General features: G+C 65.5%; 5 protein-coding genes and 1 pseudogene. 4 read left to right on the top strand and 2 right to left on the bottom strand.

Going from position 1 to position 16,176, the window contains the following annotated elements:
• Positions 1 to 5 precede the first annotated feature (5 nt).
• From ABD056_RS15615 to ABD056_RS15600, 4 genes and pseudogenes are all read left to right on the top strand, one after another.
• Positions 6 to 794 (top strand): hypothetical protein, encoded by a 789-nt coding sequence (locus ABD056_RS15615; RefSeq protein ID WP_343868100.1) that lies wholly within the window; start codon positions 6 to 8, stop codon positions 792 to 794.
• A pseudogene (locus ABD056_RS15610) lies at positions 794 to 2,877 on the top strand (3'-5' exonuclease). The gene ABD056_RS15615 and the pseudogene ABD056_RS15610 overlap by 1 nt, the downstream one beginning before the upstream one ends.
• A gap of 140 nt (positions 2,878 to 3,017) precedes the next feature.
• Complete coding sequence (locus tag ABD056_RS15605; protein ID WP_343868096.1) at positions 3,018 to 10,463, top strand: sacsin N-terminal ATP-binding-like domain-containing protein; 7,446 nt, start codon at positions 3,018 to 3,020, stop codon at positions 10,461 to 10,463.
• 10 nt (positions 10,464 to 10,473) lie between these two features.
• Positions 10,474 to 13,128 (top strand): DEAD/DEAH box helicase, encoded by a 2,655-nt coding sequence (locus ABD056_RS15600; RefSeq protein ID WP_343868094.1) that lies wholly within the window; start codon positions 10,474 to 10,476, stop codon positions 13,126 to 13,128.
• 60 nt (positions 13,129 to 13,188) lie between these two features.
• Here the strand turns inward: ABD056_RS15600 and ABD056_RS15595 are convergent, their stop codons facing one another.
• Entirely contained in the window at positions 13,189 to 14,715 is a 1,527-nt protein-coding gene (locus tag ABD056_RS15595; protein ID WP_343868092.1) for an AAA family ATPase, read from the bottom strand.
• A gap of 357 nt (positions 14,716 to 15,072) precedes the next feature.
• A complete protein-coding gene (locus ABD056_RS15590) occupies positions 15,073 to 15,561 on the bottom strand; it encodes a hypothetical protein (protein WP_343868090.1) in 489 nt (162 codons plus the stop codon).
• Positions 15,562 to 16,176 lie beyond the last annotated feature (615 nt).

The raw sequence follows: 16,176 nt of genomic DNA, 5'->3' as shown, positions 1-16,176 counted from the left end.
TAGAGATGGCAGGTATTCCAGCTCGTAGCCTACGGGGATGGCTGTACGCCGTCCGCCTGCGGGGCCGCCCCGGCTGGCACTGGGAGCCCAGCGCGCTTGGCCAGGATGCCTATCGGGCGGCCCTGGCTGGGGCGGGCCTGGAGGTCGAGGAGGTGGCGGTCGTCCAGGACTTCACGATCGATCCCCGGCGCGACGGGACTGCCGGCACGCTTGACTTCATCTATGACCGTTGGGGGGAGTGGCTTTACGACACCGAGGCGAAGTGTTGGCGCGCCGCCGACGAGCCCATCACGCGGCCGCCCGGAACGCCGGTGCCGGTGGACAGTGTCGGAATCGCCTTCTCCCTGCCGGAGTTCGGCTGGCTTCCCATCACGCTAACGGCCGGGAACCAGGAAGTGTCCTTCGAGGCCAGCGATGTCTATGATCCCTTTCCCGACCTGATCGTCTGGCTGGAGTCCCTGGCGGCCGGTGCCGATGCCCGGTTGTCCATCGACACCGAGGGAGACGTTTTCGTGGATTTCCATGTTTTCTCCGCTGACGCCCCCTTGGTCCGTCTGCTGGTGCGGATTTACGAACGGGGAGCGGATGGCGGCATCACCCCCAAGGTGGACGTGCTGGTGGACAGGATGTCCCTGGTGCGCACGCTTTATTCCACGTGCATTACCTTCTGGGAGAGCGAGGAGCTGTGCGCTGCGTGGGATAACTGGAACACTGGCAAGGAAGTCGGAGACCTCTGGGTTCCTTACCCCCTGCGGTCGGAACGGTTGGACAGGCTGATTTCGGGGGTAACGTGATGGACTTCCGCATCGCCGACACCTTCACCGCGGCCCTCCAGCGTCTGACGGCGCAGGAGCAGAAGGCGGTCAAGACCACGGCCTTTGACCTGCAACTCGACCCCTCGGCGCCGGGGTTGAGCTTTCATCGGGTGGAGCGGTCGAAGGACCCCGATTTCTGGTCGGTGCGGGTCAACGCGGATCTACGCCTCATCGTCCACAAGACCGCCGACAGCCTGCTCCTCTGCCACGTCGGCCACCACGACGAGGCCTATGCCTGGGCCGAGCGGCGGCGCATCGATCGGCATCCCGCCACCGGGGCGGCGCAACTCGTCACCGTGCCGGAGCGGGTTGAGGAGGCCCGCGCCTCCCGTCGCCGACAGGTGATCGGCCAGCCGGCGGCGCCCGTCCAACCCGCCTTCGATCCGCCCCGCTTCCTGGCCCTGAGCGCCGAGGATATCCTGGGCGTCGGGGTGCCGCCGGACTGGGTGGAGGCCGTCCACACCGCCGGGGAGAGCCGCTTCTTCGACCTCGCCGAACATCTGCCGGCCGAGGCGGTGGAGGCACTGCTCGACTACATGGCCACCGGGGTGCTGCCCTCTCCCGCTGCTGCTACCGACCCGGACGCCGATCCCTTCGACCACCCCGACGCCCGGCGGCGCTTCCGGGTGCTGGAGACCAGCGGCGAACTGGAGCGCGCCCTGGACTATCCGTGGGAGAAGTGGACCGTCTTTCTCCACCCCGCCCAGCGCGACGTAGTGGAGCGGACTTACGGCGGCCCGGCGCGGGTGGGGGGCTCAGCGGGCACCGGCAAGACAATTGTCGCCTTGCATCGCGCCGTTTTCCTGGCCCGCCGCCAGGAGGGGACGCGGGTTTTGCTGACCACCTTCTCCAAGGCGCTGGCCAATGCGCTCAAGGGCAAGCTCCGGTGCCTGGTCGGCAACGAGCCGGACGTGGCCGGGCGCATCACCGTGCAGGCGGTGAACGCCCTGGCCTATGACCTCCATACGCGGATGTTCGGCCAGCCAAACATCGCGCCGGCCTCGGTCATCCAGGCGCTCCTGACCCAGGCGGTGAAGGCGGAGGAGGAGGCGCGGTTCTCGGCCCGCTTCCTGGCCGGGGAGTGGGCCGACGTGGTGGACGCCTGGCAACTGCGGACCTGGGAGGAGTATCGGGACGTCGCCCGCCTGGGCCGGCGGACGCGCCTCGGCGGCCGGCAGAGGGAGGCCCTGTGGGCGATCTTCTCCCGCGTGCGCGCCGGGCTGGCCGAGCGGGGGATGGTGACCTGGGCCGACGTGTTCGGCCGCGTGACGGAGCGGTTGGGCAGGGACGGTCCGGTCTTCGACTGCGCCGTCATCGACGAGGCGCAGGACGTCGGCGTGGCGGAGCTGCGCTTCCTCGCCGCCCTGGCCGGGGGCGGGCCGGACGCCCTGTTCTTCACCGGCGACCTGGGGCAGCGCATCTTCCAGCAGCCGTTCTCCTGGAAGTCCCTGGGCGTGGACGTGCGCGGTCGCTCGCACAGCCTGCGCATCAACTACCGCACCTCGCACCAGATCCGCAGCCTGGCCGACCGCCTGCTGCCCGCCGCCCTGGCCGACGTAGACGGCAACACGGAAAGCCGTGCGGGCGCGGTCTCGCTGTTCGACGGACCGCCGCCGCAGGTGGAGACGTTCGCCGACGAGGAGGAGGAGGCCAAGGCAGTGGCCTACTGGGCTATGGACCTGCTGGAGGAGGGCGTGGCCCCCGACGAGATCGCCGTCTTTGTGCGGTCCGACGCGCAGATGCGCCGCGCCCGCGCCGCCATGAAGGCGGCTGGTATCCCGGCGGTGGAACTGGACGAAAAGGTGGAGACGGCAGTCGGCCACGCCTCCCTCAGCACAATGCACATCGCCAAGGGTCTGGAGTTCCGGGCTGTCGCCGTGATGGCCTGCGACGACGAGGTCATCCCCTCGCCGGAGCGCATCGCGGCGGTGGCCGACGACGCCGACCTGGAAGAGGTCTACGACACCGAGCGCCACCTGCTCTACGTTGCCTGCACCCGTGCCCGCGACCACCTGCTGGTGACGGGGTGGAGCCGGGGTCGGAGTTCCTGGGGGATTTCTGAGGGGGCGGCAGGGGAGGCGGCGCAGGCTGGCACCCGCACTGCGTTGGGGTTACAGTCTCGCGTGAAATCTGTGGTTGCGACGATGGGCCAGATTCTCTGCGATCCTATGCGACGCAGGGACGGGGGATAGGGGGAATCGAGTGACGCCTTTCCAGCACAGCTATCTCAGCTTCATAAACATCATCACGGACAATCTCCGCGACCGCTACCGGGAGGGGTTTCCGGTTCTGAAGGAGCTTGCTCAAAACGCCGACGACGCAGGCGCCTCCTCCGTCGACTTCGTTGTCTTGGACGGTTTGCCAGAGGCTGACAATCCGCTGTTCCGCACTCCGGCGTTGGTGTGCGTCAACGATGGCCACTTCCGGAACAAGGACGCCCGCGGGATCGTCCATATGGCGTTGAGCAGCAAGTCCGACGAGGCCGGGAAGATCGGTAAGTTCGGGCTCGGGCAGAAGGCCGTTTTCCACCTGTGCGAGGCGTTCGCCTTCCTGGCTTCTCCGGGCGACGAGCCAGAGGACCCGGCCTTCCCGCGCGCGAACATTGTCGATCCGTGGGCTGAGGAAGGGATTGGAGACAGGCATTTCCCCGAATGGAACGATTTCGGCGCCGCCGACCGCGGCAAAATTGCCGACGCCTTGGCCAGCATCCTCGACAAGCGCTGGTTCATCCTCTGGGTGCCGCTCAGGATCCCGGGCCACAAGAGGGGCGCTGGGGGCAAGGCGGCGATCATGCAGACAATCCCTGACCCCGGCAAGCTGGCGGAGGAGACTGCGGACGAGGCCGCCTTCGCAGAGCTGCTCCCCTTTCTCGCCAACGTGCGGACCATACGCTCGCACCGCGCCGGTCCAGGTGGTGCGGGGCTGAAGACGCTGATGGAGCTGTCCGTTCCGCAGGGGTCCGGGAGGCTCTCTCGCACGACGGACGATGCGGTCGCGCGCCTGTCCCGCGGCAGCCAAGTGTTGCAAGGGAGGGTCCTCTCCGGCAAGGCGACCAAGGTCGAGTTCGCCGGAATCGAAGAGATGACTTCATCGCCCGCGCTCGCCGCAGCCGCAGCCAGCGCCCATTGGCCCGTCTCCTTCAGGCGGAACGAGGAAACCCTTGAGGACGAAGAAGTCCGGGACAAGTCGGCGCCTCACGCGGCTGTGGCTATCGTCAGGGGACAATCGGGCCGCGATGAAGGGTCGCTGAAGGCCAGATGGGCGGTCTACCTGCCGCTGGATGACGTGGAGAAGGTGTCGTCGCCTGAACTCGCCGGGTTAGACTACACGCTCCTTCTGCACGGGTGCTTCTTCGTTGACGCTGGACGCCGGCATGTCCATGGGCTCGCTGACGACAAGGCTCCTCCCCTCGACGGTGACGAGAACCTTAGGAAGGCTTGGAACGTGGGCTTGCGGGACGAAGGCACGCTCGCGCTGATCCCCGAGGCGCTTGCGGCGTTTGTCAAAACTGCGGCCCCCTCTACGAAAGAGATATCTGGACTGTGCAGGGCCATCCATTCATCGGAGATCTGGCGGCGCCGGAGGGCGGCGGTGACTTCACGCGCTTCCTTTGCCCTGGTGGTGACCCAGTCAGGGGCGACATGGGGCATGATTGGCCCCGAGGACCTGTTGCGTCCGCTTCCCACCCCGCCCGACGAGGACCGGGCCCGCCCATGGACGACATTGCCCCGCCTTGGAGACATCCGCGTCAAGCTGACCTACGCCGAGGCACCGAATCTGCGCCACGCAGGCGCCCAGGATAGATGGACACCGGAGGAGCTTGCCTTGCTCCTGGACGGACTACCCACGGAATCCGTGACCAGGAAGGGGCGGCTGAACTGGCTCACCGACTTTCTGGAGACCGCCGACCCCGGCTGGCGTTCCCAAGAGGCGGTTGGGAGAGCGGTCATCGATGCCGTCCGCCGCGCAGTTGCGGAAGTGGGAGCCGCAGGCGTTACGGCGGTCGCAAAGCCCCTGTCGCGGCTCCTCCGCTACGCGGATCCGGAGCGGCTGCTGTTCCTGCCCACGGCGGCGGCGAAGCCCGAAGTCATCGAAGCCTTGGCAGTGACCCGCAGCAGGGCGATTGTCCTGCGCGAGGACATGAGGCCGGAGGGGCACCTCATCACGGCCCTGACTGAGAGCGACGCATTTCAGTTCCTGGAATGCCTGGACGGCTTGGTGCGCAGTGGGCAGGAGCAGGTCGCGGAGGCGGCCGGGCTGGCCGCGGCCCGGATCCTGAAGGTAATGCTGGATGCCGGCATGGCGTTGAATGGCTCCATGGCGGAATTCAAGGTTATCCGCGTCAGAGACGAGTCAGTGGGGAAGACCGTGGCGGTGAGCGTGGACGAGCTGCAATCTGCGGCCTTGTCCGGCCTGCTGTTCATGCAGAACCCTCCGGGACTCCAAAAGCACGTGCAGTCCGCCATCCGAGGCGCCCGGGTCCTCAGCCTGCAAGGGGTGTCGGACGATTGGCGATGGCTGCGCCCCGATGGGCCCCCTCCGTGCGACGTCCCATCGGCTTTGGCTGCAGTGGCAAAAGCCCCAGCGCTCGCCGGGCCGGCTGCACGGGCGCCCCTGCTGAAGGGGATCGCGCAAAGCGGCAAGGCCGCCTGGGGCAACGAACGGGCGATGCGATATCTCCTTCATGGCGATGCCGCGAGACTGGACGAGAGGGCACCGCTGGTTCGCCTTGAGGAACGAGGGCTGGAGCCTGTCGCAAGGGCTATCATGGAAGCGGCCGGTGAGGCGTGGCGGCTTGTCTCGGTGGAACTGGAGGCAGGTCTCCTTCCGGCGGAGCTGTTGAGCGACCTCAACGTCCGCACCCAGAGCCCCAAAGATTTCCTCAACGCTCACCTGCGCGCCGACCTTGTGGAGTCGCTCTGCGGAATCGAACTTTCCGAGGCCGGCAGGACAGCTGTCCTAGAGGCCGTCGAGGACCCTGAGGTTTGGCGGCGTCTGCCGTTCCACAGGCTCAAGGACGGCCCTGCCTTTGCCTCACTAGAAGGGCACGCGTTCCTTGAGGGCCAATGGCCCGTTCCTGCCTCCATGAAAGGGGCCGTCAGGATCGCCGAGGTCGCCGGGGCGTCGGCACTGCAGTCGCGGCAAAAAGATTTTCTGCCACAATGGAACGCTAGCGGCCAAGCTACGACCGCCTTGTCCCTGCCCGACCCTCACAGGTACGCCACGGAGATACTCAACGCCCTCCAAGACCTCGGGGACAGCGTGCCGGAGACTCTGTCGGAGAGGCTACGCACTACCCAATGGCTGCCCTGTGCGGGAGGACCTGCGGCCCCGCAGGACGTCCTTGATCTTCCCGCCCCGGTTATGTCGGCGGCCCAAGGGGCACTCGGCGGACTCCGGCGGGAAGCGTTTTTTGTCAGGGACGATGTAGACGACGCGGTTTCCGACCACCCTCACTTCACTCGGATGCTGGACATCCACGGAAAGTCAGGCGAGGCCGCGCTGGCACGGCTAGCGCGTGGCATTGAGGCGGTTGGTGGATTGCCTGGCCTGCCGCTGCCGGAAAGGGATGTGGCTGAGGCGGCGGTCCGCCTGTCCGGTAAGCTGCCCGAACAGCCACCGCTATCCGGCTGGCCGGTCCTCATGGCATCGGTCGCCGCGTTCAGTCCTGATGCGGTAATCATGCATCTCATGCCCCATCTGGCCGCTAAACCAGGCATCGAGGATGCGAAGACCGCCATGCTGGCGTGCGCTTGCGTAGCGGACAGAGATGCCCGCCTCCTATTCCGGGCATTCCTGAAGGCGAGCATCCGCGTATGGAGACATGCGCACGCGCTCCCTGACCTCCTCTTCCCGAACGCCGAGGGCGCATGGGTTCCCGCGGACGAGGTTACTGTCTACGCAGACGGCGTGGAGGATCGGCACCTCCTCCACGACGACCTCGCGCGTGACCCGGAGCTTTGCGATCTGCTCCACGACGGACTTGCCGAAGGCGTGGCGGCCTCTGGCACGGCGGGGGATTGCGGGATTGACGATACGGCCTTTTCCGCAGCCCCCGGCATTGTCCGCAGCTATTTCTCGGATTGGGCGGGGAAGGTTCCTCCGGAGATGATCGGCGCCCTGCTGACCCTTCTTGGCGACACACCCGAGTGGCGGGAACTCGCTGGAGAGTTCCTAAAGGAGAGCAACCGCACCGTAGACGCCGTGAGGGCGGAAATGGGGGCGAAGGCCATGGGCGCAGCCAAACTCGGGGAAAGGCGTTTCGCCGTCCGGGTGCTGCCCGAGGCGAAAGTAAAAGTGCGCAACGTTGCCGGCGGCTGGTTTGACGCACCACTCAGACATGAGGTCGAGCATATTTTTGCGGGCCAAGGCCTCCGCCGGTCGAAACGTCTGCCCTCTGGGGAATGGGCAAAATGGATCGAACTGCGGCGGGTCGATCTCACCCGGGACAGGCAGGCGCTCACCGCGATACTTAGGAGTAGCATCCGGAAACTGCTCCAGGACGAGTACGCTCAGTTCGACAGCGTCGTCGTCTCCATGGATCCCCTGCTGGATGATCTCGCCAAAGGTGGACAGGTGGACATCCTGGCCGCCCGGCGCAGGGTCGAGGACAACCTGGAGGACCGGCTTGACACGCTGAAGCTGACGGGGCCTAAGGCGGTCATCGACTGCATGTTTGAGGTTCGGGAATTCCGCAAGCGCGTCGAGGAGGTGGGCGGAGGGCAACTCCGCGAGAACCGCGAAGCCGAGTATCGGGAGGCGCGCCGCAGACTTGCCGTCCTTTTCGCTGCCGACCGGAGTGTTCAGCAAACGGTGTTGGCATCGTTGCGCAAGAGGATGGAGAACGAGTTCGCCTATGGTCCAGCCAGGGTGCCGTTCGAGCTGTTCCAGAACGCTGACGACGCCATGGTCGAGTTGGCCGAGGCCATGCCAGGCAGGAAGGCGCCGGAAATGGTTGAAGTCCGTGTGGACGTCGGCGGCCTCACGTTCGTCCACTTCGGCCGCCCCATTAACGGCACCCTGGGAGCGACGGGCGCAAGGGAAAAGGGGTACGGCGGCGACCTGGAGAAGATGCTGCTTCTGGCGTCCTCGGACAAGTCCCCCGAGGACAATGTGACCGGGCGGTTCGGGTTCGGCTTCAAGGCTGTGCACCTCGTTACCGACAGGCCGCATATTCTCAGCAACATGCTCCGCTGCGACATCGTTGGAGGGCTTCTCCCTGAACACGCCACCCATGAGGAGGTCGAGGCGCTCGCGGCGGGATTGCCTAAAGGCCATCCGCCCACGGTGATCCATCTTCCCACAAGAGAAGATGGGGCGTTCCCGCCGCTCGAAACTGTGGAAGCGTTTGAAGCTCAAATGGGGCTTCTCCCCATCTTTGCCAAGCGTGTCAGGCACGTGAGGCTTTCGATCCCGGAGCGCCCGGTGGAGGCGCATTGGCGCCCCACCAAGGTGAAGGGATACCAGGACGTGGAGGTTGGCGACTTCCTGCTACCGGACGGCCGGCTGGGACGCGCCCTGGTGTTTCGGCTCGGGATTGGAGACGTCCTTCTCCGGTTGGACGCGGGCGGAGTCGGCACGCTTCCGGAGGAGTTGCCGAACGTGTGGTGTACCGCCCCCACAACGGAGACCTGGGGTCTGGGCTATGCGGTCAACGGCCGTTTCAGTGTGGACGTCGGCCGCACCCAGCTGGCAGCTGAAGCGGAGGCGAACGTCCGCCTGTTCGGCGAGCTCGGAATGCGGCTGGCAGACGTCTTGATCGCCCTGTTCGATGCGATGGACGGCGACCCGGTAGGGACAGCCGACACCCTTGGTTTGGGCCGCAGCGACGCAGACGGAGCTGGCAGGTTCTGGCGGACCGCCTTCGAGCGCCTCTCGACCCAGGGGAGCAGACCGGAACTCGTGGCGCGCATCCATTCGCCCGGCGGACTCGCCGCCCTCTGCCGGTCCCGCCCCGCGATCCCCACCGGGCTACCGGGGGCATGGGGCGGATTCGTCGATGCGGACACGGTGAAGGCCGTGGCCGAGGGCGCCCTTGCCGATGAGGAGATCCTGCTCGCGGTTGGATCATGGCCCGAGGCGGCAAAGTGGCTCGGCTCGACGGTTTCTCGGCAAATCGCTTCCGCCCTCGCCTTCATCGACATCAGCGTGCCCGGGCGGCTCACGCTTGCCGATCTCGTCGCCTCTACATTGGGGAACTCCAAAAGGGTGCTCCCGGACGACGCCTCGCGGATCGGGCTGTTGTTGAACGACGGTTTGGACAAGGGGCCTTGCCGTCCAGAGGCCGATGAACTGAGGGCCGCCATCGAAGGATGCCTTTTCCTCTCCGCCACTGGAGTATGGCGCCCTGTGAAGGAGCTCTGGGCGGGCGAACGGGAGAGGACCGACGACCTCAAGGCCCGCTGCCGGTTCGCGCCGCCTGACAGGCTACTGGACGCACAATACGATGAAAGAGGCTTGGACCTCTTTCACTTCGCGCGCGGCCAATCGGGTTTCAGAGGCGACTTGGCAATGCTCGCCCAGTGGGCCAGGGACGCGGCAACACCCTCGGAAAGACTCGCGGTCCTCGAATACCTAGCCGGACAGCATGGTCACAACTTGGCTGACGAACTTCGGAAGGCGTTGCCAGCCTGGATCGGCGACGAGGCTAAATTGCGGGAGAGTGGCCTTCTTGGTGCCCTGAACGACGGCGCGACGGCCGCCCTGTTGGAGCGCCTGTTCCCGAGGCCATCCGGTTGGGACTGGGGGGTCCTCCAGCCCCAACCGGTGGCCGCGCCACGACCGGCCTCCGCCCCACGTTTTTTCCGGCGTCTCTCCGAGTGGTGGGAAGCGAACGGCGAATTTCTGACGGCGGACTACGAAGAGACGGTTTACCCTGGGGGCGTCCTGCCTTCCGGTCTCGATGACCCCTCGACGCTCGAGGGTCGCGAGGGCTGGTTCACTCTGCTGGCTCTGGGGTCCTTCCACACGATGGGACGGGTCCGGGAAGGCCAGCACTCCTCGTTCGTACGACTCTGCCGTCAGCGCGGCTGGTGGAGCACGTTCGTGGAAACGCCGCCGGACGAGCGGCCACAGGAATGGATGAACGTCCTGGAGGATTATTCCGCCGAACAGACCGACGACCAGGAGTTCCGGCTATGGATGCGGTCCTTCGTCGACCTTTACCGCATCAGCCGTTGGTTGGAGCCTATCGCAATGTCCATTCTGTCGCTGGAGAGGCGCGAAGTGCCGACGTCCCCTTCTGCCCTCCTAAGCCCTTCAGCCGATCCAGCGCTCTCCTTTGGCGGCTGGGACGCCCCGACCTTCGTGCGAACACTGGGTATCGGCCATTGCTTTGTGGTCCGGGAGGCCGCCCGTCTCGGGGCTCTCTCCGGACCCCACGTGGCGGAACATTGCTGGATGCCGAGCGGGAGAGTCCGCAGGCTCCTTGAGAGGCTCGGCTGCAGGCTCGACGACGCCGGGAGGGCCGCCGACCGATCGCGGAGGATCTTTGCGTTCGTGAAGGAGAACATGCCGGGGCTCGATGCCACGTTTGGCGGCGCCTACGACCTGCCGCTTCAGATCGTCACCCGGACCGTACACGACTACGACAGGACAACAATGCTTGAGGATCTCGAAGACGCCTTCGAGCTCGGGGACGACGATTAAGGAGACGCAGATGCCGCAGTTCGCCGCCGGCTCTTCCGTAGGCCATTCCAGGTTCGGCTCTGGGACGGTGGAGCTCGACAAGGGAACCACCTCGCTTGTCCGCTTCTCCCACGGGTTTGAGGAATGTCTCAACACGGAGCTCACGGCCAGGACAGGATTTCGGGACTCGCTCGACCGCGGGGATGTTGCCCCACCTCAGGCCGTCATTGCCCGCCTCCAGGCGGCGGCCATCCGCTCCGCAAACGACCAGTGGGGCGTCTTTTCCCGCTCGCGGATCGCCCTGCTCCCGCACCAGCTTTGGGTCTGCCGCAAGGTCCGGCAGGAGTGGCCTACCCGGTGGCTCATCGCCGACGACGTGGGCCTGGGAAAGACGGTTGAGGCCGGGCTGATTCTGCTGCCCCTGATATCAACGGGCATGGTGAGGCGGCTCCTCATCATGTGCCCGGCAGGGCTTGTGGAGCAGTGGCAGCAGCGCATGAGGCAGATGTTCGACATCCGACTGATGCGCTACCTGCCGGAGGCGGACACCGACAAAGCAGACTTCTGGGGAACAGCCTCGATGGTCGTGGCGTCGTTCCATACCCTCAGGCTCGATTCCAACGGCAGGAAAGAAAGGCTTCTGGATGCCGAGCCGTGGGACTTAGTCGTTGTTGACGAAGCGCACCACCTCAATGCCGACGAGAAGCTCGGGCCGACGCTCGCCCACGAACTGCTGTCGCAGATGCAGGACAGGGGACGGGTCAGGTCGATGGTTCTTTTCACAGGCACGCCGCATCGCGGTAAGCACTTTGGCTTCCTGTCGCTGATGTCCCTTCTCCGCCCCGACCTGTTCGACCCGAAGCGGCCGATCGGGCCGCAGCTTCCGCTCCTGAAGCGGGCGGTCATCCGCAACAACAAACACTCGGTCACCGATATGTCGGGTCGGAAGCTATTCACTCCGGTGACCGTCCACCCTGAGACTTTCAGCTATTCCGAGGAAGAGGACCGGTTCTACGGGATGATGAGCGAGTTCATCCTGTCTGGAAAGGCGTACGCATCCACACTTTCCCAGGACGCCCAGCAGGCCGTCATCCTCGTGCTCATCACCATGCAGAAGCTTGCCTCCAGCTCGGTCGCCGCAGTGAGGAGGGCCTTGAGGGGACGGCTGGCCCGACTGCGCGCCCAAAAGCGGGCTCTCGCGGACGCCAAGGCCAAAGCTGAGGAACTCCGATCGCTCGCAGAAGATGGATCGCCGGACTGCGCTGACCGCTTGGCGGAACTGGAGGAGCGGATCGCCGAACTGCTGTCGGTTGAACTGATGGAGGACGAGGAGCCCCGGCTGGCCGAGCTTCTTGAGGCAGCCGACGCCGTTCGCGAGGAAACGAAGATCCGGACGGTGATCGACCTGATCGGTCAGCGGTTCGGGGGCCAGCAGGTGCTTCTCTTCACCGAGTACAAGGCCACCCAGTCGCTGGTGATGTCGGCTCTTCAGGCTGAGTTTGGCGACGGCTGCGCCGGGTTCATCAACGGCGACGGCAGGGCCGAGGACGTAGTTGGCACGTCGGGGAAGCCGGAGACTGTGGTGGCCTCTAGGGAGGCCTCGGCGGAAGCATTTAACTCCGGCCGCTTGCGTTTCCTCGTTTCTACGGAGGCCGCCGGCGAAGGCATCGACCTCCAGGAACGCTGCTCGATCCTGATCCACGTCGACCTGCCGTGGAACCCCATGCGGCTCCACCAGCGCGTTGGGCGCCTGAGCCGCTACGGGCAGACCAAGCCGGTGGATGTCTATACATTTCGAAATCCGGCGACCGTCGAGAGCCTGATCTGGGAAAAGCTCAACGGGAAGATCGGCAGCATAATGCAGGCGCTCGGCAGCGTGATGGACGAGCCCGAGGATCTCCTCCACTTGGTGCTTGGTATGGCCTCGCCCTCTATGTTCACCGAGCTGTTCGCCGATGCGGACCGCGTCGGCAAGCAGGGGCTGTCTTCTTGGTTCGACGCGAAGACCTCCACCTTGGGCGGCGTGGACGCCATAAGTGCGGTGAAGGACCTGATCGGCAACGTCCAGAGGTTCGATTTCGGAGAGGCCGGAGGAGAGATTCCCCGATGCGACCTGCCTGACCTCAAGCCCTTCTTCTTGAACATGCTTGGCCTGAATGGACGGCGGCCGCAGTCCGAAGGGGAAGGACTCTCCTTCAAGACTCCCGAGGCTTGGCTCACCGACTTCGTCATCAGGAAATCGTATTCCGGAATGGTCTTTGACCGCTCCGTGAAAGGCAAGGACGCCGGAGAGCGCGTGCTTGGGGTTGGCCACCGGCTGTTCGACAGGGCCCTCGCCCAGGCGGCGGAAAGCAGCGACTACATTGCGGTGGCGGAAGGCCTGAATACCCCCCTCTGTGCATTCGCCGTAAGGGAACGGGTCACCACTGCCGGCTCCCAGGTGAGGCAGGCGCTCGTTGGTGTTGCGCTCCGCAACGACCAACCCGTAATTCTCCGCGACTGGGAGACGCTAAAGCTTTTGAACGGACTGCCTCCCCATAAAGGGGGGGCAATACCGGATTTCGCCCTGGCGAGGGCCTTCGAGGCGCGAGCCAAGGCATTTCTTGAGGGCGAGGTAGAGGCCCTCAAGCTCGACTTCGCGGTGCCGGAGATCGAGACGATGGGGTTGCTCTTGCCTGCCCAATGATCAACTGAGTGGGCTGCTGGGGGCACGACCGAAGGATGGGCAGAGATCTTTGCGGCCCGCTCAATTCGTCGTCCGCATGGCCTGACCCGGCCCAACAGCCCGCACCGCCCCCTCATAGGCCGCGCGGATCCGACGCAGCGAGTGCCCATTGCGGAAGGCGGCTTTCAGGGCCGCCTCCGTCTCCGGCAGCAGGTCGGGCATCAGGTGCAGGGAGATGCCCAGGTCATCCGCCAAGTCACGGGCGATGCCGGCCAGGACCGCTTCTGCATGCTCCGGGCCGGGAAGGGTGGTCGGAACGATGCGCAGGCGGGTCAGCAGGGGGCCTTTCAGCGGCTCCACCCGGTTGGCCGTGACGATCCAGTTGACCTGGCTGATATCGGCCGGGGCCATCAGGCACTCGTCCGGCCAAGCGGAGGCGGATAACGCTTCCAACATGGGCAGCAGAGTCGTGCGGAGGTCGCCGTTGCGGCTGTCCTGGGTGACCTTGTCCAGTTCATCGACCAGCATGACCGGGTTCGCAGTGTCGGCCTGTTTCATCACCTGCAAGACAAACGACGGTGAGGCGGTAGAGTAGCCGCGGGCCGTGCCGGCCAGCAGGCGGTTGTCGGAGCTCCCAGCGGCCGAAATCTCCCCGAAGCCGGTGCCCAGCAATTTGGCGACACGGCGGGCGAAATGCGTCTTGCCGGTGCCCGGTGGCCCGACCAGCAGCAGCGGACGAAAATGGGCATGGGCAGTGCCGCCCCGGCGGCGCAGCGCGAGGTCGCCGACGACGGCCTCAATGGCCTCGGTCAGCCACGGGAATTCCGCTTCGAGGGCAACGCCCAGAACGTGCGGATCGACGCCGCCGGCCAGGGGCATCGGCTGCGTGATGCTCTCCCAGGCGGCAATCAAAGCCTTGTCGTCGGAGGCTCCCCGGCCCAGGGCGATTTCCTTAACGACGGTCAGGGTCGGCTTGCCATCAAACAAACGGCGCGTCGGCTTCACGGCCTGGGGTGTGGGCATGGTGCGGGGGAACGGATGCCCGCCCGAACCGGTGTGGATCGGCGTAGGGGTGCGCGTCTTTTCGGGCTTGGGCTTCGTGGAGTCCAGGATAGCCTGAAGCATCTCATCGGCATTGCCGCCTTGGCTCAGCAGGTTGTCGATGATGCGCGTCGTGCCGAGGGTCTCGCAGACCATCCCGCCCCAGGCCGCCGCAAGGCCCTGCAGGCACCGGGCGGTCCGGGCATCGGTCTCTGCGGTCTCGGTGGCCAGAGTGAGCAACCGGCCTGCGACAGCAAGGGTCGCAATGCTGGCGATGTCGTCGCACTCCACCGGAGCACTGACCGCCGCCAGGGCCATCCAGGCCCAGACCAGATCGGCGTGTTCGTCATTGATCGCCCGGCGAATGGCACCGGCCATCGCCATGCCGGTCGCCGGTTCATCGGCGGCAGCACGGGTCATCAGGGCGGGGGAATCGGGCAGGGCCGTGACATAGAGGAGGCAGTCCCGATAATCGTGCCGAAGATCACGCAGGCGATCGGGCAGCATACGGCGCCACGATGCCACAGTCAGGGTCGCGGCGCCGGATTCATAAGTGTTCTGAGTCATGGGCATCCCCTTTTCGGCCAGAAATCAGGCCGTCGCAGGCTTAGGCATGCGACGGTTGGCCGGGGGACGGTGTCTATCCGGAGATCGTCCGCCCGGCACGCGCGGGCGGTATCGAAAGGATGCCGAAGGTCATGGGATCCTCCAGGGACAGAACAACGGCAGCATACCGCCAAACGGGCATTGTGTCACCTGCCTCGCGGTCAGGATCGGCGTTGCGCGACCCAGGTTTTTCGATCTGCGGCCCACCACCGGCGATCTCCCGCCCAGGATAGTCGATCCGCGATGGCATATCGGCGATCCTCGTCCCGGCCTCCCGGTTGGCAAGGACCGGCGGCCCCGGGCGGTTGATCGGGTGGCTCAGTGGGAGAGGAAGGCGTGCAACTGAGCGTTCTCGCTGCCGAGGTCGTCGATGGAGTTCTCGGCGCGCTCCAGGCTGGCCTCGAGTTCGCGCACCCTGGCGGTGAGGGCCTTGTTCTCTTTGGCGACGAGCATGAGTTCGATGAGCTTTGTGGCCAAGGCGGAGTTGCGGCTCTCGGTGCTGGTCAGTTCGGCTTGCGTCTGGGCCAGCAGGGCCTTCGTTGCCTCATGATCGTTGCACTCGGCGCCGTACATGCGGGACGCGCTCTCAGCGGACGAGATGGCATTGTCCAAGAGAAAACGGGTTTCCTTGTGGGCATCGAACTCGGCGGAATAGAGCCCGTAGTGGCGGTCGGAGGCCGCCTGGGCTGCCGCGAGCTGGTTCTCAAGCTTGTCGGCATGCCGCTGCCACTGCCACAAGGCATCCTCAAGGGCGTTGATGCGGTCCAGCGCGCCCATGGCGGCACCCCAACTCATCCAGTCCATCATGGCAGCCTCCGATCTTCGTTGCTTGATTTCGCAACCATAGCGCGTCGACGTTTTGGGGGCATCTGAATTCTTTGCGCCGGACTCAAATTTTTCGCTGGACACCCTCGTGAGATGAGGAAGTCAATGTCACACCGTCGGCCGCTGAGTTTAGTATTCACGACCGCCGGGCGGCCTGAAGATGCCCTTTATATTGCCCGCCTTCATGCCCCCTGGACTCGGAGCCCCCCGTTACTCGATTGCGGTGAAACATAAGATGCCGTGTTGGGCAGCGCCGATCTCGGAACAAGGAACGCTTTCTCCGGGTCATGCATCGCCGTCCCCAGGGCGCAGATCGCTTTCCCAGGGCCGTGAAACGCCAATCCACAGCCGCGCAACGGGTGTCCCGGCTGGGGCAACGGCGTCATCGGGCACAAGCCCGTTGACACCCCCGTTGTGGACCTGCAGTGTGGACCCGTTCGACGTGACCGGCGTGGCCGAAAGCCTCGAAAGCCTTTGCCTCCCTTGGCATCAGGCCCAGGACTGGGTGGCCCTCCCCGTGGGGACGCCATCTCTTGACCCTATCCCTTGTATGTCTTGCCCAGCGTCGGCAGTAAGCTGCGCGAGGCTGGTGAAGGG

The sequence above is a fragment of the Caenispirillum bisanense genome (genome assembly GCF_039523075.1).
Taxonomy (GTDB): Bacteria; Pseudomonadota; Alphaproteobacteria; order Rhodospirillales; family Rhodospirillaceae; genus Caenispirillum; species Caenispirillum bisanense.
This window is presented reverse-complemented; position numbering and strand designations above follow the sequence as displayed.